This window comes from Dyadobacter sp. HNCC25DJ183 (assembly GCF_056895175.1).
Window position 1 is genome coordinate 341,960 of record NZ_JBXHAP010000004.1, and the last position, 22,317, is coordinate 364,276.

General features: G+C 46.8%; 17 protein-coding genes. 7 read left to right on the forward strand and 10 right to left on the reverse strand.

The window, feature by feature from the left end:
• Positions 1-29: 29 nt before the first annotated feature.
• Positions 30-2,936: a PD-(D/E)XK nuclease family protein gene (locus AC1XTG_RS11930; protein WP_484842157.1), complete on the forward strand. Its 2,907-nt coding sequence runs from the start codon at positions 30-32 to the stop codon at positions 2,934-2,936.
• 288 nt (positions 2,937-3,224) lie between these two features.
• On the opposite strand, the gene AC1XTG_RS11935 is transcribed toward AC1XTG_RS11930, so the two are convergent.
• The 5 genes from AC1XTG_RS11935 to AC1XTG_RS11955 form a co-directional block, all read right to left on the reverse strand.
• Complete coding sequence (locus tag AC1XTG_RS11935; RefSeq protein ID WP_484842158.1) at positions 3,225-3,701, reverse strand: hypothetical protein; 477 nt, start codon at positions 3,699-3,701, stop codon at positions 3,225-3,227.
• Between the two features lie 135 nt (positions 3,702-3,836).
• Positions 3,837-4,790, reverse strand: a complete 954-nt coding sequence (locus AC1XTG_RS11940; RefSeq protein ID WP_484842159.1) for a threonine ammonia-lyase — start codon at positions 4,788-4,790, stop codon at positions 3,837-3,839.
• 80 nt (positions 4,791-4,870) lie between these two features.
• Complete coding sequence (locus AC1XTG_RS11945; protein ID WP_056283446.1) at positions 4,871-5,758, reverse strand: OmpA family protein; 888 nt, start codon at positions 5,756-5,758, stop codon at positions 4,871-4,873.
• Positions 5,759-5,955: 197 nt separating this feature from the next.
• A complete protein-coding gene (locus AC1XTG_RS11950; RefSeq protein ID WP_056282111.1) occupies positions 5,956-6,696 on the reverse strand; it encodes a GLPGLI family protein in 741 nt (246 codons plus the stop codon).
• 21 nt (positions 6,697-6,717) lie between these two features.
• Positions 6,718-9,558 carry a TonB-dependent receptor domain-containing protein gene (locus tag AC1XTG_RS11955; protein WP_484842160.1) on the reverse strand — a complete coding sequence of 947 codons (2,841 nt, stop codon included), beginning with the start codon at positions 9,556-9,558 and terminating at the stop codon, positions 6,718-6,720.
• Positions 9,559-9,831: 273 nt separating this feature from the next.
• Here AC1XTG_RS11955 and AC1XTG_RS11960 point away from each other — a divergent pair, with 273 nt between their 5' ends.
• Positions 9,832-10,341, forward strand: coding sequence for a metallophosphoesterase family protein (locus AC1XTG_RS11960; RefSeq protein WP_056282105.1), 510 nt, complete (start codon positions 9,832-9,834; stop codon positions 10,339-10,341).
• A gap of 3 nt (positions 10,342-10,344) precedes the next feature.
• On the opposite strand, the gene AC1XTG_RS11965 is transcribed toward AC1XTG_RS11960, so the two are convergent.
• From AC1XTG_RS11965 to AC1XTG_RS11975, 3 genes are read right to left on the reverse strand one after another with little or no spacing between them, the layout of a single operon-like run.
• Positions 10,345-11,565: a M20/M25/M40 family metallo-hydrolase gene (locus tag AC1XTG_RS11965; RefSeq protein WP_484842161.1), complete on the reverse strand. Its 1,221-nt coding sequence runs from the start codon at positions 11,563-11,565 to the stop codon at positions 10,345-10,347.
• Positions 11,566-11,592: 27 nt separating this feature from the next.
• Positions 11,593-11,904 (reverse strand): MerR family transcriptional regulator, encoded by a 312-nt coding sequence (locus AC1XTG_RS11970; protein ID WP_056282098.1) that lies wholly within the window; start codon positions 11,902-11,904, stop codon positions 11,593-11,595.
• 42 nt (positions 11,905-11,946) lie between these two features.
• Positions 11,947-12,375 carry an SRPBCC family protein gene (locus AC1XTG_RS11975; protein WP_484842162.1) on the reverse strand — a complete coding sequence of 143 codons (429 nt, stop codon included), beginning with the start codon at positions 12,373-12,375 and terminating at the stop codon, positions 11,947-11,949.
• 172 nt (positions 12,376-12,547) lie between these two features.
• Here AC1XTG_RS11975 and AC1XTG_RS11980 point away from each other — a divergent pair, with 172 nt between their 5' ends.
• Positions 12,548-13,705 (forward strand): acyltransferase family protein, encoded by a 1,158-nt coding sequence (locus AC1XTG_RS11980; RefSeq protein ID WP_484842163.1) that lies wholly within the window; start codon positions 12,548-12,550, stop codon positions 13,703-13,705.
• Here the strand turns inward: AC1XTG_RS11980 and AC1XTG_RS11985 are convergent, their stop codons facing one another.
• Complete coding sequence (locus AC1XTG_RS11985) at positions 13,706-14,836, reverse strand: alpha/beta hydrolase (protein WP_484842164.1); 1,131 nt, start codon at positions 14,834-14,836, stop codon at positions 13,706-13,708.
• Positions 14,837-15,334: 498 nt separating this feature from the next.
• Complete coding sequence (locus AC1XTG_RS11990) at positions 15,335-15,802, reverse strand: response regulator (protein WP_056282089.1); 468 nt, start codon at positions 15,800-15,802, stop codon at positions 15,335-15,337.
• A 278-nt stretch (positions 15,803-16,080) separates the two neighbouring features.
• On the opposite strand from AC1XTG_RS11990, the gene AC1XTG_RS11995 reads away from it, so the two are divergent.
• The 4 genes from AC1XTG_RS11995 to AC1XTG_RS12010 are packed head-to-tail and all read left to right on the forward strand — an operon-like array spanning position 16,081 to position 22,315.
• Positions 16,081-18,363, forward strand: coding sequence for an Rv1355c family protein (locus tag AC1XTG_RS11995; RefSeq protein ID WP_484842165.1), 2,283 nt, complete (start codon positions 16,081-16,083; stop codon positions 18,361-18,363).
• Positions 18,363-19,055, forward strand: coding sequence for a hypothetical protein (locus AC1XTG_RS12000; RefSeq protein WP_056282086.1), 693 nt, complete (start codon positions 18,363-18,365; stop codon positions 19,053-19,055). Before AC1XTG_RS11995 ends, AC1XTG_RS12000 begins: the two co-directional genes overlap by 1 nt.
• Positions 19,056-19,058: 3 nt before the next feature.
• On the forward strand, positions 19,059-21,227 hold the full coding sequence (locus AC1XTG_RS12005) for a sensor histidine kinase (RefSeq protein ID WP_484842166.1): 2,169 nt from the start codon (positions 19,059-19,061) through the stop codon (positions 21,225-21,227).
• Complete coding sequence (locus AC1XTG_RS12010) at positions 21,224-22,315, forward strand: sensor histidine kinase (RefSeq protein ID WP_056282081.1); 1,092 nt, start codon at positions 21,224-21,226, stop codon at positions 22,313-22,315. The genes AC1XTG_RS12005 and AC1XTG_RS12010 overlap by 4 nt, the downstream gene beginning before the upstream one ends.
• The last annotated feature ends 2 nt before the right edge of the window (positions 22,316-22,317 follow it).

Here is a 22,317-nt window from a genome sequence, read left to right on the forward strand (position 1 = left end):
TTGTTTGATTCTCTTCATCACCAAATACTATGCAATCCTTTCTGAACCTCGTTGCAAAGCGAATTCTCGATAATCACCCTTCCCTTGAAAGGATTCAGATCGTGGTACCTACGCGGAGGGCTGCTTTTTTCCTGATGCAGGAGCTTGCCATTGAGACGACATTACCGATCATGAGCCCGTCGGTGATTGCGGTTGACGATTTCGTGGAAAGTATGTGCACGCTGGAAATCGAAGATCCAGTACACCTGCTTTTTGATCTATATGAAACTTTCCGGGAGATAGATCCCAATGTGCAGTTCGAGCGATTTATGGGCTGGGCTGCTGTATTGCTGAATGATCTTGATAAAATTGACCAGTACCTTGTCAAAACAGATTTCCTGTTCGATTACCTCTCGGAAGCGCACGCCATCAGCCGGTGGCAGGAAAATCTTCCCGCAGGTAAAACACTTCACACAGAAGGCGGGCAGAAGCAATATTTTTCATTGTTTGAAAACATAAAAACGTTGTATGAGCTCTTCCGGAGCAAGCTGGAACAAAAGGGGAAAGCTTACCGGGGAATGGCGTACAGGCAACTGGCCGAGTCTGTTTCGGATCTGGTAGAGCAGCGCACGGATTACGATAAGATCTATTTCGCCGGATTTAATGCATTCACCGAGTCGGAGCGGGTGATCGTTACTACCCTGATCAAGGCGCAGAAAGCCGAGGTTTTCTGGGATAGCGACCGCTACTATATGTCGGAGAACAAGGCGGTGGAAGCAGGAAAGAGCCTGCGGGATTACCAGCAAAGCGGCGCATTTGGTGAATGGAACTGGACAAGCAACGATCTGTTGTCGACCGCCAAGCAGATCACCGTTTACGGCGTACCCAATGGGGCACTGCAGACCAAAGTCGCGGGACAGCTTTACGAAACCATGAAGGCAGAAACGGATGCAGCCCGCATTCCGACGGCCATTGTGCTGGCAGATGAAAACCTGCTGCTTCCGATGCTCTATTCGCTGGATGAGGAAGTCCACGATCTCAATGTCACAATGGGACTTTCCATGCGGAACTCTCTTTTATATACATTGGTCGACAGCATTTTTGACTTGCAGCAGAATGTGGTCGAATTCAGAAATAAAGCAGGCCGGACTGTCCGCTATCCCAAGTTCGGACACAAATCAATCGATAAGGTACTGAACCACCCGTTTATCCGGCATTATGAATACGTTGCTTTGCAGCCACTCAGCGACGGGCAGACGATCATTCAGCGTACTTTATTTGAAATTACTTCCAACAACCAGGTTTTTCTCAGCTCGGAAGAACTGCTTGCTTTGGGAGAAAACCACCCGTTATTCCGTGCATTGTTCACGCATTGGCAGAAGAACAATCCCAAGCAGGTTCTGGATACTTTTTACCAGCTGATCGAGTTGCTCCGGGAGGTTTATAAAGACTATAAAAACGCGCTTGAAACCGAGTACCTGTATCTTTTTTATACGCTGCTCAAACAATTTGAACAAACGATCGAAGAGAAAGCAGAGCTGATCACGCTGAGAACAATGCGCTCGTTCATGTTCGAGCTGATCAGACAAACGCGCATTCCATTTAGCGGCGAGCCTGTAAGTAACTTGCAGATCATGGGAATGCTTGAAACGCGGGCGCTCGACTTCGAAAGGATCATCATTCTTTCGCTGAATGAAGGTATTTTACCGCAAGCCAAACGACAGAATTCACTTATTCCTTTCGACGCTGCGCAGGCAGTGGGATTACCAACGCATTTGCACCAGGAAGCGGTGATGTCATACCACTTCTACCGGCTGCTGCAACGTGCTTCGGAGGTACACCTGCTTTATACCAGCACCAACGATGCGCCGGGTGGCGGGGAAAAAAGCCGGTTTATCCAGCAGCTGGAATTTGAACTGGCTCAATTTAACCCCCGCATTCACATTACGCACAAATCGGTTGTTTTTGAAGGAAAACAGCAGCACGATTTGGAAGAAGCGGTTCAGAAGGACGAAGTAATGCTCGCCACAATCCGCAGCTATCTGGCCAATAAAGGCATTTATCCCACGCACCTCAACGAATTCATACGTTGCCCGATGCAGTTTTATCTCAAACACATTGTCGGCGTGAAGGAGAAAGAGGAGGTGGAAGAAGAGTTGGGAATGGACAAGATCGGTACCTGGCTGCACGCGTCGCTGGAACGAATGGACCTGGAATTTTTTCTGGAATCCAGAGATCCTTCCGAAGCAGAGATCAGGACTGTGCTGCGCGAAGAATTCGATCGGCTTTTCAAGGGTTATGTGACTGATTTAGGTTTAAACAGGATATACTATCAGATTGGAGAGCAGCAAATCCTCGTTTTCCTGCAAAACCAGATGCAGCAAAAGCCCCGCCGAAGGATACTCGCGGCTGAGCAACCATTGAACACCAGAATTGACCTGATCCTGCAAGGATCGTACACACCTGTGCGACTTGGCGGCAAGATCGACCGCATTGAGCTGGACGAAGCGGAAAGAACGCTGTATGTAATGGACTATAAGACGGGCAGCGTGGAACTCACAGGCAAGCAAAAGCTTGTAGACCCGGTGCGCAGGGAAGAAGTGATCCGGACTGACCCGGACAGGAAAATGGGATACGTGCGCCAGCTGTGGATGTACGAGTACCTGATGTACCGGAAAATGCTGGACGAAAAGGGTTTGAAGCTCAAAGACAATACCTTCAACTTCGGCGAATATGCAGTCAAATCCGGCTTTTATTCTTTCCGCGATCCTAAAAACCAGATCTCGAACCCGCTCGAACTAACCGACGAACTGGCGCCCGGTGCATTCATCGAAAAATCAGAAGTGATCCTTACAGATATCCTGAATGTAATGCTCGATCCCGATATTCCATTCCGCAAAACGGACGATCTGAATACTTGTGTTTATTGCGATTTCAACGGGATTTGCGGAAGATAAAAAGTAGCTGAAAAGCAGCCGGCAATTGCAACCAAAACAGCCTGAAAACGATCTATTCAATAAAATAAGACGGAAATGATCGTAGTTGTAAAATTAACCCTCGCGCTGCTTTGGCTGATTGCTTTTGTGCTTACATGCGCTGTGCTCAGTGTAACTTTTCCCTTTATCATTTTAAATGAAAGGATACGCTCAGTCATATAAAAGCACCTTATTATTGCTAACAAGATGCTTTTACGCAACAGCGGCTGTCACAAAATGTGACAGCCGCTGTTTTTGTTTAATGCTGTATTACTGCTTCTTGAATTCCAGATATTCCTCAGTTGCAGCGCCGGTAGCCGAGTCTGTTAGTTTCAGCGTAATGTTAATCTGCTGCTTGCCGTTTCCATTTACGATCCTGGTGCCGGTCCCTTCCACTTTTTGTTTCAGAGGTTTTCCATTGCTTTGTTCCACATCAACACTTTCACTCAGCTCGATCGCGTCTTTACCGGTAGTTTTTACATTGATCAGCTTGTAGGTTTGTAAAAGCGATACTGTTGTTCCGGCGGCTGAAATCTCGGTATCCCTCTTGAATACAATTGCCAGCTGGTTCTTGGCATTATTGGTTACCACCCATTCCATATTGCTTACCTGCGATGATGTTACCGTTGTTGTCACGTACGTACCATTAAAATCAGGAGCAAAGTCAGTTTCTGGTTCTACCACTTCCTTATCATCCTTGCAAGCGCCCATTAACACAACGAGACAGCAAAAAATCAGCTTTTTCATAACTTAATGTTAGGTGTAAATAATTACCGGTTTTGAAAATTCTAAAATATAAATATTTCCTCTATAACGGTCTTTTTCTCCGAAGCGCATATTGTTCTTTATGAAAATTCCCTTTTTCTGTAATTCTACTGCCGGTTAAAAAGGCAGTTTGCCCAGGTCCACATTTCCACCAGTCAAAATAATGCCAACGCGCCTCCCTTTCACCAGTTCCCTGTTTTTCAACACGGCCGCCAGGGCTACCGCGCCGGAAGGCTCCACGACCAGCTTCATCCGCTCCCACAAATACCGCATTGCAGCGACAATTTCCTCATCAGAGACCAGCCAGATGTCGCTGACATGCTGTTTGATAATCGGGAATGTCTTATCTCCAAGGTATGTAAGCAATCCGTCGGCGATTGTCTTCACATATGGCGCTTTTTCTATTTTGTCGCTTCGGAAAGAAAGTACGGCGTCGGCTGCGCCTTCCGGCTCTCCTGCGTATACTTTCGTTTCCGGTGAGAAATAATGGGCGGCCAATGCAGTTCCGCTCAGTAACCCTCCCCCACCTACCGGTGCGATAAGCAAGTCGAGCGGCTCACCAGCCTGCTCCATCAGTTCCTTTGCCGCGGTAGCCTGTCCGGCGATTACCTCGTAGTTGTTGAAAGGGTGAATGAATGCGGAGCCGGTCCGGGTGATAATTTCATCCACTGCTGCCTGCCTGGCTTCCGGCGTGTTCACACAAAATGTGATCTCGGCACCATAACTTTCAACCGCGCTGATCTTTACCCGGGGCGAATTTTCAGGCATAACAATGTAAGCCTTCGCACCAACTTTCGCCGCGGCGAATGCAATCGCCTGCGCGTGGTTTCCCGACGAATGCGTTGTAACACCATTGGTCAGTTGTTCAGGAGGTAGCGAGAGCATCGCATTCAATCCTCCCCTCGCCTTGAATGCACCAATCTTTTGCAGGTTTTCGCATTTAAAAAACAGCTGCGCGCCGCTCTGCTCATCGAGAAACTGCGAGGTTAGCACGGGCGTGTGATGAATATAAGGCGCTATCAGCTGGTGCGCTGCTTCTATCGTTTCTTTACCGGGTACAGCCTGGGACATCGTTCATTTTGTTTGGACCAATATAAATAAAAAAAGCCCGCAGGATCAATCCTGCGGGCCTCTAAAAAATTAATCAGACCTTATTTACCTGCATTAGGTGTGTAAAGGTTGAAGAACTGATCCAGTTTCGGAGTGATGATAATTTCAGTCCGGCGGTTCAAGCTGCGGTTTGGAGCAGAATCATTTGCCACTTTGGGTAAATATTCGCCACGACCACCAGCGATCATACGAACTGGCTCAACTCCGTATTTCTTCTGTAACGTACGTGCAACAGCAGTAGCACGCAAAACGCTCAGATCCCAGTTATCTGCAACTTTGTCAGTCGCGATAGGTACATTATCCGTGTGACCTTCAATCAGGATTTCGATTTCTTTGTAGTCGTTCAGGATCTTAGCGACCTTGCTCAACACGCTCTCAGCCTGTGAGTTGATAACCGAACTTCCTGAGCGGAAAAGCATTTTGTCAGACAGAGAAACGTATACTACGCCTTTCTTCACTTCAATCTGAACATCTTCATCGCTCACGTCAGCTAATGAACGTTTCAGGTTAAGCACGAGCGCCATATTCAAAGAATCCTTTTTCTGGATGCTTGAATTCAGGTCACGGATCTGTGCGCCTTGTGCGTCCATCATAGCAAGTGACTTCTTAATGCTCTCAGAACCTTCCTTGCTGATCACAGAAAGATCAGACATACGGTCCAGCAAGTTGTTGTTGTTCTTTTTCAAGAATTCTACCTGCTCTTCCAGCTCTTTCATTTTAGCATTTTTGCTGGTAAGCTCGTCATTCTTAGCCTTTAAATCATTATTCAAACCAGCAGTTCTGCTGTCACAATCATTCAAGTCAGCTCTTGCTTTATCCAGTTGAATCTGGATTTCATTTGCTTGCTTCTGGGCAGTAAGCAACTTCTTTTTGCTAGCGCAGGAACCGAGTACAAAAAGCATTGCAACGGCTAAAAGCGTATTTTTCATAATCATCAAGGGTTATTAAATTAATTAAACACTGTTAAGTTAAACATGATACAACTGCACTGATAGTAAAAATATCGAGCCAGTAGACCGGGGACGCGGTTTTCAAAGTGCAAAATTATAAAAAAAGGGGAAATTGTCCTTGACAATTTCCCCTTTTTAATATGTACTAAGCAAATAACGGCAATTCTAATAATCTTCTAATATCGGAATGACCAGTATGGATTTCGCCTCGATTTGATACTGTCACGTATATGGGTCGTGATCAATTTCTCGTATTCTGCATTCGTTAGCTTCTTGCCTTTCATCTTTTTCGAGAGCACCAGATTTTCCGCTACCGGCTTTTTCTCCACCTTCACCGCAGCCAGGATCAGCTCGCCGTCGTTCACATCTACTTCCAGGATCAGGCCGGGTAAGCCGTAGTAACGTTCCGGACCTCCGTTGTAGGCAAGATCGTTTGCAAACCAGGCAGTGATCTTCTGTCCCTTGATCGTGTCCTCTGAAACCGCCATCATGCACATATAGCCACTTATCTCCTTGATCTTGTTCATCACCTTCCATTTGGGTGCAGGCAGCGAATCTTCGATAATGTAGTTTTTGCCGGAAAATTCTTCAAGCTCCATTTTGGTACCCTTGTCAAAGTCCCGGAAAATCATGTATTCACTCTGCCGCCACCTGTATCCTCCGTCTACCTCCGGTTCCAGATCAACATACTTGCTCTGGCTGTTGGTGATAAAAAGCTGTCCTTTACTCTTATCGCCATCGTCATTTGCACCCCACGAAGTTTTCATTCTGCTCCGCTCCTCTTCCGACAGGAAGGTCAGCTTATCGTACAGTCTCGACCAGTAGAATGTCCGTTCATAGGTCACCGCCAATCCGTCAGTCTGGGCGAAAACAGGTAAGCAGCCCAGGAGAAGGAAGCAGGCAAGTAATTTTTTCATAGCTTCTGAATTGAATTGTGATTAGTATCCGTAACCTTTTCTTTTAACCGTGTGACCTACTCCGCGCATGTTATAGGTAAAGCTCAGCATGAAGTACCGCGCCAATGTACGCACTTGCTCCTGCGACACGAAGTTCTGGTAAGCCGACTGCGAAATACCGCGATTTTTGTTGAATAAGTCAAAGGCCGAAAGTCTGATTTCTCCCTTTTTGCTTTTCAGCATTGTTTTATAAACGGACACATTCAGGATCGGCATTTTCTGGTTAAACCCAAAACGATCATTTACATAACTGCTGTATGAAAAGCGGCTGTTGAAGTAAATATCCTTCGGCATTTTGAAATTCATCTCAGCGCCGTAATTGGAGTTGATAATCTTCTGATTTTGTCCTGAACTGATCGAATACTTCGTGTCCGTAATGTTCCAGTTCGCATTGGTGTAAATCGTGAAGTTATCGCCGGGAGTGTAATCCAGCCTTGCACCCCAGTTGTATCCATTGCTCTTTGTCTCGTTCAGTTCGCCGTTGATGTTGGTCAGGTTACGGCCCAGGTTGTAAGATGCATTGATATTGAAGTTGCTCTTCGTTTTAACAATCGGGAAACCATAGTTGGCGTACGCGCTCAGGTTATTTCCACCGCTGATGTTAGTCGCCATTGTGGTAGTCACCAGATTTTCATCAACAAACTGGCTGTAAATTACCTGGTTATCATAGTAATTATAATAAGCGCCGAAGAACATCTGGACAAAACTGCCGGGATTGAAGTAGTTATAGCCAAGGTTCACCGAGTGGTTCACAGTAGGAACCAGGTTCGGGTTACCTACCCTGATGTACAGCGGATTGCTGTTATCAACGATCGGCTGCAAATCGCGGATATTAGGCTCGCTCACTCCCACGCTATACCCTCCATACAAGTACCTGTTCCTTTTAAGATCGAAATTGAGGGAAACGCTGGGTACAAAGTTGAAGAACTTCCGGTCGATTCTCGTTCTGGTAGGATCATTCTGGTCAACTGCGAATTTCCCGTCAAGGTGAATTTGCTGTGCACCTGCGCCTGCCGAGATGTTAAGTCCATTATGTGAGTACCGCAGCGAAGTCCCTACCCTGTTGAATGTAGAACGGTTGTTATAATAGCGGCTCAGGTTATTGTTCATCGTCCGCCCACCTTCTCTGACGTCGTAAACATCGCGATCCACATCATCGCTCTTCAAACTGTAATTGTAGAAAGATTCAAGTACAAACTTCTTTGAAATCGGCTCAATGAACAGCAAGCTGCCTTTGAACTGGTTACGCAAGCTCTTGGTAAAATTTTCCTGGTTGATATTGAGGATACTGTCCGGCTCGGCCTGGGATGTTCTGAAAAAACGGTTGGTCGAGCGCTGGTTGATAGTTCCATTTGAATTATTCACATTGTAAGCCAGACTAACCGCAAAGTTCCTGCCCTTTTTCTTGAACTTATGCCGGAAAATGGCCGTGTTACCCAATGCAAATGAGTTAAAATCCGAATAGTTGCGCTGGTCGCTGGTGTTGGAAAGCTGCGTGGTATCCTGCACTCCGCGGTAAAACTCCTGGTGACTCAAATAATCCGCAGTTCCGCTTCCGATCCGCATATTGGAAAGTACAATTAGCGTGTTCAGGGAGTCAATGGTCTTTTCGTAGCGAAGACTACCCCGGTGGTTTTCATTGAAGTTCAACCTGTTGTTGGTATCTAGCTTCGTGAATGCAGAGTTGGTCAGGAAGTTGGTCTGCCTTGAAGTTGCATCCAGGTCCTGTGTTGTCTGGTTATAATAGTAGCTGGTATTGAACTTGGTCTTTTTTGTATCGAAATTGTAGTTCGCCCCGCCGGCCCAGTTCTTGTTAAAACCACGGTTTTGAGCGCCCCTGCCCGCTTGTATCGTCAGACTTTCTTCATCGTCGCCGCCGAAAGAAATATAACGCACGCCGCCGCCGAAGCCAAAGTCGCCATCGTCGCCCCAGTTGAAAGACTGACTTCCTTTGAAATCCTGGTAATCGTCCCACGACATACCGCCCTGGTTGGTGTTATTGCCGAGACCAATGATTGAAAACTGGTTCTTCTCATTGAATCTGTTGTAGTTAACCTTCCCTTCGAGCCGCTTGTCGGTACCCGCTGCGAGCGTGGCCTTACCAAATCCACCTTTCTTGTGGCTGTCTTTCAATTGCAGGTTGAGTGTTTTCTCGTGTTTTCCGTCATCCACGCCCGTAATGCGCGATTGCTCCGTTTTTTCATTAAAAACCTGGACTTTGGAAATAGCTTCTGCGGGTAAATTCTTGGTTGCCGCCTTGGTATCATCGCCAAAAAACCGCTTACCGTCTACCGTTACACGTTTGACGGTTTCACCCTGCGCCTTGATCGTACCATCCTGGTCTACCTGTAACCCCGGAAGCCGCCTGATCAGATCTTCCACGGAAGCGCCCGGCTGTACTTTAAATGCCTTGGGATCATATTCGATCGTATCGCCCCGGATACTGAGCGGCGCGCGGAATGCTTTGATGACCACATCGTAAAGTACCTGATCCATAAAGGTCATCTTGATCTTGCCGAGATCCGTTACATCATCATCCTTCGGCTTAATCTCCTGCTGGTAAGGCAAGTAGCCCACGTACGTGATCTTGATCAGGTAAGGCATTCTCTTCACATTCTTAAATTCGAATGTACCGTCTTTGGCGGTTCTTGCGAAGTTGACGAGCGTCGAATCCTTGGGCGCAAGCAGCATAACAGTGGATTCGGGAAGCGGGACACCGGAGGTATCAACCGTAACTCCCTTCAATGTAAAACGTCCCGAGGTCTGCGCGTGTGCGACCGAAATCATCAGGCACAAAAAGGACAGAAGTAAGGTTTTTTTCAAGGCTAGGTGGCAAGGTTAAGTGAGAGTTTGTAACTGATGAACGACAATAATGCAATAATATACAAAGCGCAATAACTTTACAACTAAAAATTTAGTTTTACAGGAATTTTATATTGATACTGGAAACTTTTAACTTTTATTAAGTTTTCCTGCGCAATATCAGAAAGAAGTAGATATATAAGTTACTTTAACTACATAAATTTTCAAGCTTTTTATATTACGGTTGTGCTCATTCTCGCATCTTTGCTTTTTTATAATACCTGAAATCGAAAAATGAAGCGAATAGGCTTGCTGTCTGACACACATGGTTATCTGGACGAGAGGATTTTTGACCATTTTTCCACTTGTGACGAAGTGTGGCACGCAGGTGACATTGGTTCAGTGGAAATCATCAGCAAGCTTGAAGCATTTAAGCCTACCAGGATCGTATTCGGGAATATCGATAGCAGTGAAGTAAGGGTACGGACCGCGGAAAACCTGCATTTCGAGCTGGAAGGATTTCGTGTCTGGATCACCCACATTGGCGGCGCGCCTCCAAGGTACAATCCGATGGTAATGCCTGAGTTAAAGAACAGCGCGCCCGACATTTTCGTGTGCGGGCATTCACATATCCTGCGTGTGATCCGCGACGAGAAGCTGAATAATATGCTTTATTTCAATCCGGGAGCGGCTGGCCGGGAAGGTTTTCACAAGTTCCGCACAATTTTGCGCTTCAATATGCACGAAGGTCTCATCAGTCAGATGGAAGCGATTGAGCTCGGCAAGCGGGGCGCGATGGTTTGATGATCAAAAAGTCACTTTTACTTTCTTCACTTCACTCCCGCGCAAGAATTCGGCTTCTACTACCTGCCCTTTTTCGTGTTTGCCCAGAATTTCCATATAGTCGTAAATCGTACCGATTTCCTCCCCTCCTAATCTGGTAATAATGTCACCTGCGACGATACCCGCCTTTTCAGCCGGCCTGGCCTTTGACACACCATCGATTTTCAATCCTTTTCCTGTGTAGCTGTAATCTGGCATTACGCCGAGGGTAACCTTGAAGTTGCTTGTGGTAGCACCCGAATGCGGGTTTGCGGCCGTGGCAAACTCGGGCTCAGGCTCTTTGTCCAGGTTCATCAGCAGATCGGCGATGAGGTTCAGTATCCTTACTTCTCCCTCATAATTGATCTTGTCGGCATCGTCGGATATTTTATGATAATCGCCGTGGCCGCCGGTGAAGAACTGTACAACGGGTATGTTTTTGAGGTAAAAGGAAGTATGGTCAGAGGCACCCACGCCCGACGAGTCAACTGTATATTTTAGGTTCTGCTTCCTGGCCAGTGGCGGGATCAGCTTGCCCCAGACCGGACTGGTACCCCAGCCGGACACGATAATGCCCTTTTCATCAGTTAGCCGCCCGATCATATCCATATTGATCATGCTTGAAACGGAAGTAAGCGGAAGTGTCGGTTTTTCCGTGAAATGCTTCGAACCGATCAGACCGAGTTCTTCGCCGGAGAAAGCAATAAAAAGATAATTGTGCTTTTCCGTAACATTGTTTTCGGTCAGATACTTCGCCAGCTCCATTACGCCCGTTGTTCCCGACGCATTATCGTCAGCCCCATTGTGGATCTGGTTTTTGCTGTCCGGAGAAAGCGAGCTGCCCTGAAACCCTTTTCCCAAATGATCATAATGCGCGCCGATCACGATCGTCTTTGCCGCCGCATTATCAAGGAATGCAACTACATTTCTGCCGGTCATTGCATGTGCTTTTCCATCGATTGCGAAGGTTACTTCAAAAGGCTGAAAGTAGCCGCTCGTTCCGGCGGATTGCAACCCGAGCGTTTTGAAGTAATCGGCAATGTAATTAGCTGCTCTTACCTCGCCCAGACTGGCAGTACCGCGGCCTTCAAGATCATCGGAGGCCAGAAACGCAATGTGCTTTCGAATGGAAGCAGTTTGGAAATGCTGCGCGAATGCAGTATCTGACGCAATGAATGAGAGTAAAAACAGCAGTATGTTCTTCATGCAGGGCAAAGATTAAATGGGCAGGTACTACAGGTTATCTTTCAGCTCGACGAGAAACTTGCGGACGCGCGTCAACCGCTGGATCATCAGTTCAGATTCCTCCTTTCGACGCAGCTGCTCGCGGGTTCCTTTAATGGTACGTCCCTGCTTGTCTCGCTGGTGCATGATCTTCTTGATGATCTCAATATCCCGCTCGGTATAGCGCCGCCGGTTGCGGGCATCCCTTTTCGGGTCGAGCTGCGGAAATTTCTTCTCCCAAAAACGCAATGTGGAAGCTTCAATTCCGAGGTTTTCGGCCACCTCGTTGATGTCGTAATATAGTTTTGCTTTGGGCTCCATGATGTGCTGACACGTATACTACAAATATAATTGCCGCACTTGTTAAACCCTGTTCTCAGCCAAACTTTTGATTTTCTCCAAAGCTTGTTCGGCAAATTCCTCCGAAGCCTGGTAGTAGCTTTCGCCATCTTCCAGCACACCAAAGTCGCCAATCTCCAATGCAAGCCGGGCACCATCTTCTGCCTCTGTAAGCAGATAGGTATAGGCAATGTCATAATCGGCTGCCGGAAGCTCCCATTTAAATGTGTATAGCTTCAACACGAGCTTTTCCAGCGGGTCGCAGGTGGTAACTGTCAATCTTGAAAATCCCGACCATTCAATGGTTCGGCCAAGTTCCAGGTAATAATCACCGAAATCCTGGGGGAGATCGTCCCATTGACGGATGTACTTCGGTGCTATCAAGACTTCCCAGACTTTTGCGACAGGCGCATCTATTTGAATCTGCTTCTTCGTAATCAGTGACTCGGTCATGTAAATCGGATTTAACGCCAGATAAAATATGGTCATCTAAAAACTATGCCGATTAATAATCTACAAAAATCTTTAATAGCTAATCGCGTTGTATAATGATAAAAAACTTCATTTTTGAGAGAGAATATGAGCTACGTATTGTCGTAGCAATACGCAAATTACAAATGATAATATGTTTGAAGCGCCTGGACTGATCCGCAGCAAGCCAGAGTCAAAGATCGACAGCATACAGATTCTGAGGGGAATAGCGGCTTTGATCGTGACAGTTTACCATTCCAAGGACGTAGTTGGAAAAGATGATCCTTTGAAGGAAGAAGTCGGTTTTTTCTTCAATTCCGGCCCGGCCGGCGTTCCGCTGTTCTTCGTCATCAGTGGCTTTATTATGGTATATATTACCCGAAAAATGCCGGGTACGCTCCGGGAGATCTACCGGTTTATGGTTAAGCGGTTTATCCGGATCTGGCCTACCTACGCGATTATGAGTATTTGGTTTTACCTCATTCATCTCGGCTTCCAGATCAATCCTGTCTTCATCAAAGCATTGATCAAGAGTCTGCTCTTTATTCCGCTCAGCCACACGGACGCGCCATTCTACGGCGGCGCAATGCTGTCTGTGGGATGGAGCCTCAATTATGAGATTTACTTTTATCTCTTGATTGCCATTTCCCTGCTTTTTGCACGCTACCGCTGGTTTGTATTCTTCGCGCTGATCGGGATTACTTTGGTGGGAATTCCATTGTACGCAGGTTATTTCACATGGAAGCCCGACCAGTCCGCCGATTACGGCATCGGATACCTCAACATGATCACAAACCCGATCATCTGGAATTTTGTACTGGGCGTATTGATCGGGCTTATTTACATTAATCCCAAGGCTAATGCATTCTTATCGGGTATTTTCTCAAAACCCGGGGTTACTTCTGCGGTCGTATTGCTGGTGATCTGGCAATATCTGTCCGGCTTTTACGGCGGGTTCGGACCGTTTCAATGGGGCTTTGGTGCGGCGATGCTGTTTTTTGCAGTGATATTCCACGAAGCCGGTGCAAAAACCCGCTTCCCTGCCTGGCTGATCAGGACCGGAGATATGTCATTTTCCATTTACCTGATCCACCTGCCGGTACTTGTGTTTATCCCAATTATTTTCAACAGACTGGGCTTTCCGGTATTTAGTTCTGGTACTGCAATGCTCTTTCTTGCGGTTTCTCTTACGCTCATTTTGTCACAGCTCTCCTACCACTTCCTGGAACTGAAACTTTCCAGCTATCTTAAGTCCTGCTTCCCGATGATGGAGCTCGGTCAACCAAAGAAGCACACAGCCGCCGAAGTCTGATCATTTGATCAATACGTCTTCAATCGTTTTGAAATTTTCATTAACGATCTGATGCGGGTTATTTGCCCAGAGCCGCTTCATAAACTGAGCGTAACGATTGGTAATATACTCTTCCGTGTAGCTGAGATGGTGGCCCTTTTCAGGCTGGTAATTGAGCTCAAAAGGCACCTTCCATTTACGTAAACGTTCTGATGCCGGCTTGGCACCTTCTACTGTCAGGTAAAATGGACAGGAGAGAAAGGTACCCTGCTGGTAAGGTAAAATATCGTCGCCGGTACGCTGGAAGAATACGGTGGGCTTTGCATTCGCTGCGGTAATGTAGCTGGATTTGAAAATACTGTATCCCATCGTTGAAAGCAGCGCGCGCACCCTGAACGGAGTTCCGAAAGGCTGCGGGTCCAGCCTGCCTAGCGTGGCGGTGATACCTGGCAGTAACGCCTCAAAATCAGCCTCCGTCATGTAAAGTAATGCAGTGATCGTAATCGCGCCGGCGCTGCTGCCCGCGAGCATCATTTGCCCCGGATCAATACCCAGTTCGTCCGCTTTTCCCGCAAAATAATGGAGTGCAACATAGGTATCCTGCACCGCACGGTAAACAGCCTGAATTATTTCCCGGTTGTTTCCGCCACATGCATTCTGCTCGCTTCCGCCATTGAAGCCAAGCCGGTAATTGATAGAAGCAGCGGCGTAGCCTTTACGCGCCAACAGCCGCGCCTTTCCCATTTCATTATCCAGTGACCCGAAAAGGAATGCACCTTCATGGACCATCAATACAAATGGGCGGTGCTTCATGGTGTCACTTGCAGGCGCTACAAACTTGTAATCCAATGTAACAGGCCGGCCGATGAAATCATTTGCCTTGTAGAAAGTACCTGTTTTCTGTTCAAGATCCGCCTCATCAAAAGAATAAACGGACCCGAAACGCTTTGAAAATGCCAGTAAGCTGTCAGAGTTGATAATGCGGAGCGTGTCAAGCGCGCCGGGATCCGGGCGGGTGCTGATGGTATCTATCCCGGTTGTGTCACTGCCGCCCGGCTCGGGGAGCGGGCGAACAATGGACGGATGGCCGCAATTGGTACAGAGCCTGATCAAAACCAGTAAAGCACATAAAACGTACAATTTTTTCAGCATGCGCTCTGCGTATCTTTTACGGCAATTTTACACGTTTTTCTGAGCCAGAAGGCGATTGTCTATTTTGCTTGCGAGTGAACCGGCAAACACGAACAGGACAACTCCGGATATAATGCCAATTGCCAGGATCTTTTTCATAAAAGTAAGTGATTTAAGATAAAACGAACTCATCTGAGCCCTTTCTTCTATCCATAAAAACAATACCAGCACCTGGAACAGGAAGCACTATTTCGCCGCACATTTTAGTTGACAAGACAACCTCTGGTACGATTTTAGTTCTTAGCCTCTTAAACACGCTAACAAACTGAAACCATGGACGCAATCATATTTTTAAAAGCAATAGGAAATCTGCTCTTTACTGCGATACTATTCCTGGCAGTACTGGTAACTTTCGCATTTTCGATGCTGTCATACCTTCTGCGCGGCTTTGTGCCTGCATTGAGTAATTTAAGATCACTGATGCTCACCAGAGCAGACAATCGTTCCGGTTTTTTACAGCTAGGAAAGAAGATTTTGTCTCAAAAGAAATTCTAACTGGCCATTTACGTCCAGTAACTTCTCTATCAATTCCTTGTTTTCTTCCCGGAGGTGATAAATTTCGTAGGCATTTTTTATAATGATACGCAACTGTTGCTCGTCCCAGGGCTTGTTGAGATAGTAGTAAATATGCCCTTTGTTAACGGCGTCGATCACGGCAGTAATGTCCGTATATCCTGTTAATAAAATCCGCACGGGATCTGAGTAATCCTTCAATACTTCAATCAGAAAATCCACCCCTGTCATTTCCGGCATCCGCTGATCGGTGATGATCACGTGTACTACATTGTGTTTCAATAACTCCAGTCCTTCCCTTCCCGAGGTTGCAATCAGGATATTGAAATCTCTTCTGAAGGCAGCTTTAAATGAATTGAGGTTATTGATCTCATCATCCACATACAGCACACTAATTTTCCCTTTGGTTTCCATTACTTTAAAAAAACAGACTTAGAGGTGGTATAATTCAGTAGTCAAATATCGAACCTACTTTTCTCACAATGTAAAGATAATTCTATATTGCGAAAAGTGATGACGAGGTCCCAAGAGTTGATGCCTGCATTGTTACGACATCTTATTTATGGGTAACCTTTCCACTGTTTTGACCCAAATATTTTGAGGGCCAATGATCCGATGATAGTTTTACAAAAATAAATTCAGCAATTTGTAGGTGTTTAGGCAATAAACGCAGCCCTTCCAACTTACCCGACATGCACTCTGAGTCTACAACAAACACAAACCATAAACCGCTGTTTATCCCGAAAGAGCAATACACTGATGAACTAAGTTACCGTTCGTTCAGAAATGAGTACAAAAATGCGGTTGTACTCGATCTCTATGCATCTCAGGCGAAGGAACTTATCAAAGTTCAAAATCCAAGATCGCGACTCACAGGTGAACAACTCGACGAAAGATACAGTGAGCGCACAGCGGGTAGCAATCCGGACCTGGAAGGTTGCTGGCTCTACTATCCCTGGTCTAACCGGCTCCTGCACATTGTTGATGAAGCCGATTTCATAGCGCTCCGCACCACCCGCAACCAGCACAAGATCACCGCGCAGGAACAAGCTTCCTTATCCCAACGAAAAATAGGCATAATCGGGCTATCGGTCGGCCACGCAGTGGCGCTGACACTCGCTACCGAGCGCCTCTTCGGAAAACTCAAATTGGCTGACTTTGACACACTTGAACTCAGTAACCTGAACAGAATCAGAACAGGTATCCATAATATAGGTTTAAATAAAAGCATTATCACGGCTCGTGAAATAGCGGAAATAGATCCTTTTCTGGACGTGGAATGCTATACCGAAGGAATTACCTCCGAAAATCTTCATCATTTTTTAACAAAGGACGGAAACCTTGATCTGCTGATCGATGAATGCGATGATCTGGAAGTGAAAATCAAGTGCCGCCAGGCTGCCAGAGCACTCCAGATTCCGGTGATAATGGAAACCAGCGACCGCGGAATGCTCGATGTGGAACGGTTTGACCTTGAACCCGGGCGGCTTATTCTACACGGAATGCTCAGCGATATCCCGCCGGAAAGATTAGAAAATATCCCACCGGCCGACCGTCTGGGTTTTGTTATGCGCATTATCGATGTAAAAAACACCTCACGGCGCGGGCGCGCTTCCCTGTTGGAAATGGGACAGTCTATCAGTACCTGGCCGCAGCTTGCCAGCGCGGTCACACTCGGAGGCGGCGTGGTAACAGATGTGACAAGGCGGATTTTGCTCGGCCAGTTTACAGAGTCAGGCAGATTTTACGTCGACCTGGAACAGATCATCTCCAACCAGGCTGCATTGCCGGCTGAATCCGTTTATACTAATCCGAACGCAAAATTCAACCTCGCATATGCATTGGAAGCCGCAGCTGCATTGCCCCGACTGGAAGCATTGACGCCGCCGGACCGGGAAGAAATCAAGCAGATTGTTGAAGCCGGCACTCAGGCGCCTTCCTGGGGAAATGACCAGCCCTGGAAGTGGCTTTACCGCAATGGAAGACTGCATTTGTTCCACGATCCACACCGGTCGCATGCATTTGTAAACTATAAAAATACAGCTGCCTACCTTGCATTAGGCGCAGCTTTTACCAATATCAGGCTTAAAAGCAATGCGCTGGGCTACGGTATCGCTCCGCTGTTTTTTCCGGTAGCGGAAATCCCTGAGCTCGTCGCCGCGATTGATTTCACTTCGCAGAGCGCCCAGCCCGAAAGTACCTCAGCTACCGGCATTCTTGCAGAGATGATCCCGCAGCGGTCGACCAGCCGGAGCGCGGGCTTACCTCACGAGCTGAGCACAGAAGATGTTCGATACCTGACTGAATCAGGAGCAGAAACAGTAAATGCCCACATTGACTTTATTCAAAATTCATCACATATTAGCGAGCTCGCACAAATTGCCGGTGCCTGCGAGCTGATCAATATCCTGCATGAAGAGGGTTACAAGGATGTTTTTGAACGGAACACCCGCTCCGGTTCCGGCAAAAGTGCAGAAGATACCGGCATTCATCCGTTGCAGCTGGCTGTGGATCCGCATCACGGTGCCGCCCTTGCAATGCTTGGCGACAGAAAGATTGCTGACATTTTGAAAACCATTGACGGAGGGAACATTGTAGCCGAACGCATTGCTGCTGCGGTAAGTGCTTCCTCGGGAATTGCGATCATTTCAATGCCGGAAGAGGGGCACCCGCATTTCTATTCGGGTATGATCGCGCAGGAGATGTGGCTCCGCGCCGTGCAGCTGGGTTTGTCTGCGCAGCCGCTCCTTACGCCGGTTTCGCTGTTCAGCCGCCTTCGCTCCGGTGAAGGATTAAATGAAAATGAGATTGTTAAACTCAACGTTTTGAAAGCCAGGTTTGAGCGCATTGTACGCTTACCTGCCGGGTATAGTCCCGTGGCTCTTTTAAGAATTCATAAGTCTTCAACGATAGCTACTAAAACAAAACGCCTGCCATTAGATGAAGTATTGTTTATAGTTAATGACGAAATTTGATGGTCGCTAAAATCAGAGCATTCAGATCCACAACCGACGTGGAGACTTGTCTCAGGTACATTGACGAACACCGGAAAGTGCTCGAAGCTTATGGTGTAAAACAGGTAACCTCGGCAAACCACGACTGGCTGAATGATGAGAATACGTATGTCATTATCGTTGAATCCGAAGATGGAGGGAAGATTTATGGAGGCGCCAGGATCCAGGTTCGGCAGGAAACGCGCAAGTTGCCAATGGAAGATGCGATCGCGAAAAAAGATGACCGCATTTACGGGTACGTTGACGGTCTGAAACACGAAAAAATAGCGGAGTTCTGCGGCGCTTTCAATAGTAAGGAAGTTGCAGGTTTCGGTATTGGAAGTATTTTTATGGGCCGGGTGGGCATCGCTGTTACCACGGAGCTCGGGATCAAAAAGCTGCTTGCATTATGCTCCCCGCCAACCTTGCGCCAGTGCCTGCGGCTGGGTTTTGAGGTGATCAGAACGTTGGGGAACAATGGTACTTTTTACTATCCCAAAGAAGGATTGATCGCGACGGCGATCGTCGTGACTGACCTCGAACAGCTGCCTCTAGCCCATGAAGAAGAACTTAAACACATCAGGCGCCTGAGAAATGATCCCGTTCAATTTGCAATTGAGCAGGGCCCGAAAGGTGAAATAGCTTTACATTACGAATTGGACATGAAGTTTTGAGGTATGAAGGTGCTCAGAATCCTGGTTTTATTTTTACTGACATTTACTGCCGGAAAGCTCTCCGCTGAGACGGTAGACTACAAAAACGGCTCCCTGATTCTGGGAAAGTACCTTGAAATTTATGAAGATACCGCAGGCACACTCAGCTTACACGAAGTACGCAATAGCAATGGCTTTGTAAAAAGCAAAGATGAAGTTCCCAACATCGGGCTGAGCAAATCCAGCTTCTGGATCAGGTTTTCTATCCGCAATACTTCGGCGAGGAATATGCTTTACCTTGAACTCGCGCATCCGGGGATCCATTCCTGCGAAATGTATGAGATCATCGGGGATAAGATCCGCACAGAAATTTACAACGACGCAGACCATTTCAACAAACGGCGTGTCAAGCACCAAAACCTTGTTTTCGACCTGGCGCTCGGGCCCAATCAGGAACACTCCTACTATCTGAAAGTCAAAGGGTCCAACCAGGTGATCCTGCCGCTGATCCTGCGCGATCAGGGCAACTTCTTTGAAACGGCACAGCTGGGTGAAACAATCAACGGGATTTTTTGCGGGATCATCGTTGTCATGGTGCTTTACAACATATTCATCTACTTTTCAACGAGAGACCGAAGCTACCTTTTCTACGTACTTTACGTGCTTTCGATCGGGCTGGCACAAACCTCACTTTCAGGTTATGCATTCAAGTACCTCTGGCCGAATGCACCCGGTTTTAATTCGGTAGCAACTATTTACTTTTCGGGAATAGCGGGTATATCTGCTATTTTCTTTGTTAAAAACTTCCTGCAGCTCAAAGAGAAATGGCCGCGCGCAATCTTTATTGTTTACATTATTGTTGCGCTGTATTCGTCCTCCATTCTGCTCAATGTAGCCGGCTTTGAACTTCTCAGTTTCAGGCTGGTGGATATTTCAGGTGCGGTCGGTACACTTAGCTGCCTGGTGATCGGTATTAAGCTTTCGAGAGAAAATTACCGCCCGGCCAAGCTTTTCCTTATCGGCTGGTCTATCTTTTTACTAGGGCTTTTCCTTCTGATCCTCCGCAACCTGAACATACTGCCGTATAACATTTTTACAACCTATACCATGCAGTTCGGTTCCATTGCGGAAGTAGTGTTGCTTTCTATTGCATTGGCGGATAAAATCAATATATTCAAGAGAGAACGGGAAGAATCCCAGGCAGAGGCGCTGCGTGTTTCGCTCGAAAATGAAAAGATCATTACAGAGCAAAATGCATTGCTGGAAAGGAGCGTTGATGAGCGGACTGCGGAATTACAAACTGCCAACCAGGAGCTTAACCTCGCATTAACCCGCCTTAAAGATGCGCAGACACAGCTTATTGATGCCGAAAAAATGGCGTCGCTCGGTCAGCTTACTGCGGGCATCGCCCACGAGATCAATAATCCGATCAATTTTGTGAGTTCCAATATCAAGCCGCTGCGGAGAGATATCGATGATGTACTTGAAATATTGGATTCTTATAAAAATATTCAGAACATTGACTCCATTGAGCATTTACATACTAAAATAAACGAAATTGAGGAGTTGAAAGCAGAACTGGATCTTGACTACATTAAAACGGAGCTGGATACGCTTTTAAAAGGTATGGAAGATGGCGCACACAGAACGGTGGAAATTGTAAAGGGTTTAAAGATCTTCTCCCGCGTGGATGAGCTCGACCTGAACCTGGTCAATGTGAATGAAGGTATTGAATCCACACTGATCATTCTCAACTACCAGATGGGGAACGCCATCAAGCTGGTGAAAGAGCTGGGTAACATTCCGAGTATTGAATGCTACGCAGGCAAGCTGAACCAGGTTTTCATGAATATCCTGACCAATTCGATCTATGCATTGCTCAAAGACAAACAAGAAGGAAAGGTACCGACGATCTGGGTTAAGACCTGGCTGAGCGACCCTGACCATATTTCCATTTCAATGCGCGACAATGGACCGGGAATGCCGCCGGAAGTACGGGCCAAGATTTTTGAGCCATTTTTCACAACCAAACAGGTAGGGGACGGAACAGGACTCGGACTTTCGATTGTATTTAAAATTATAGAAGTTCACAGCGGTACAATTCATGTTAATACGGAAGTAGGTGAAGGAACAGAGTTTTTGATCACACTTCCTGTAAAAAGAAAAATACGCCCTATCCCAGATTTTCAATGAATGAGAAACCAATTACCATTCTATACATCGACGATGAGGAGCATAACCTGCATTCGTTCAAGGCGTCTTTCCGCAAACAATACGATATTACAATAACCTCGTCTGTCATAGAGGCGGAGGAAATATTAGAGAACAGGGATTTTTGCATTATCCTGGCCGATCAGCGCATGCCTATTATGACGGGTGTGCAGTTCTTCGAAAAGATCAGGACCAAATTCCCGAAACCGATACGCATCCTCATCACCGGTCACACGGATATCGGCGCGGCGATTGATGCAATCAACAAGGGAGAAGTGTTCCGCTTTATCGACAAACCCTGGGATTACCAGTATGTAGATACTGCTATTGCGAGCGCTTACGATATTTACAAGACGCGGGAAGACCTAAAACAGCGTAACAGCGAGTTGCAGAAAGCCAATGAGGAGCTTGACAAGTTTGTATACAGCGCCTCCCACGATCTCCGCGCCCCATTGATGTCCGTGCTCGGCATTGTGAACCTGGCCCTGCTGGAAGAAGATGTGAAGTCACAAAACGAATACCTGGAACTGATCCGCCAGTCGGTGAAGAAGCTCGATACATTCATTATCAATATCATTGACTACTACAAGAATGCGAGAGGGGTACCTGTTGTAACCGATATCAGTTTTGAAGAACTGGTGACCGAAGTGCAGGCGACTATTCAGTACCTGCCTGAATATGGTAACCTGAAAATGACAACAGACATTGAGCAGACGGGCATTTTCCAGTCCGATGTAATGAAGCTGCGGATCATTTTCAATAACCTGATCAATAATGCAATCAAGTTTCAGGATAAGTCGAAGCCGGATCCTTATGTACATCTGACTGTACGCTCCACTCCTACCCACGCAACGATCATCGTGGCCGATAATGGTTCGGGGATCAGGGAGTCGGATCAGGATAAAATCTTTAAAATGTTCTATCGGGCCGGGGCTACCAACAGTGGTTCAGGCATCGGTTTGTACATCGTTCACGAAGCAATATCGAAACTGGGGGGCAGCATCAGCGTGAGCTCGCAGATTGGTCAGGGCAGCGTTTTTGAAATCAACATTCCCTCCATCAAAAAATAACC

Coding starts and splice junctions, on each gene's coding strand:
- AC1XTG_RS11930 (WP_484842157.1), top strand. CDS start 30: ATGCAATCCTTTCTGAACCTCGTTGCAAAGCGAATTCTCGATAATCAC.
- AC1XTG_RS11935 (WP_484842158.1), bottom strand. CDS start 3,701: ATGAAAAAGCTGATTTTTTGCTGTCTCGTTGTGTTAATGGGCGCTTGC.
- AC1XTG_RS11940 (WP_484842159.1), bottom strand. CDS start 4,790: ATGTCCCAGGCTGTACCCGGTAAAGAAACGATAGAAGCAGCGCACCAG.
- AC1XTG_RS11945 (WP_056283446.1), bottom strand. CDS start 5,758: ATGAAAAATACGCTTTTAGCCGTTGCAATGCTTTTTGTACTCGGTTCC.
- AC1XTG_RS11950 (WP_056282111.1), bottom strand. CDS start 6,696: ATGAAAAAATTACTTGCCTGCTTCCTTCTCCTGGGCTGCTTACCTGTT.
- AC1XTG_RS11960 (WP_056282105.1), top strand. CDS start 9,832: ATGAAGCGAATAGGCTTGCTGTCTGACACACATGGTTATCTGGACGAG.
- AC1XTG_RS11965 (WP_484842161.1), bottom strand. CDS start 11,565: ATGAAGAACATACTGCTGTTTTTACTCTCATTCATTGCGTCAGATACT.
- AC1XTG_RS11970 (WP_056282098.1), bottom strand. CDS start 11,904: ATGGAGCCCAAAGCAAAACTATATTACGACATCAACGAGGTGGCCGAA.
- AC1XTG_RS11975 (WP_484842162.1), bottom strand. CDS start 12,375: ATGACCGAGTCACTGATTACGAAGAAGCAGATTCAAATAGATGCGCCT.
- AC1XTG_RS11980 (WP_484842163.1), top strand. CDS start 12,548: ATGTTTGAAGCGCCTGGACTGATCCGCAGCAAGCCAGAGTCAAAGATC.
- AC1XTG_RS11985 (WP_484842164.1), bottom strand. CDS start 14,836: ATGCTGAAAAAATTGTACGTTTTATGTGCTTTACTGGTTTTGATCAGG.
- AC1XTG_RS11990 (WP_056282089.1), bottom strand. CDS start 15,802: ATGGAAACCAAAGGGAAAATTAGTGTGCTGTATGTGGATGATGAGATC.
- AC1XTG_RS11995 (WP_484842165.1), top strand. CDS start 16,081: ATGCACTCTGAGTCTACAACAAACACAAACCATAAACCGCTGTTTATC.
- AC1XTG_RS12000 (WP_056282086.1), top strand. CDS start 18,363: ATGGTCGCTAAAATCAGAGCATTCAGATCCACAACCGACGTGGAGACT.
- AC1XTG_RS12005 (WP_484842166.1), top strand. CDS start 19,059: ATGAAGGTGCTCAGAATCCTGGTTTTATTTTTACTGACATTTACTGCC.
- AC1XTG_RS12010 (WP_056282081.1), top strand. CDS start 21,224: ATGAATGAGAAACCAATTACCATTCTATACATCGACGATGAGGAGCAT.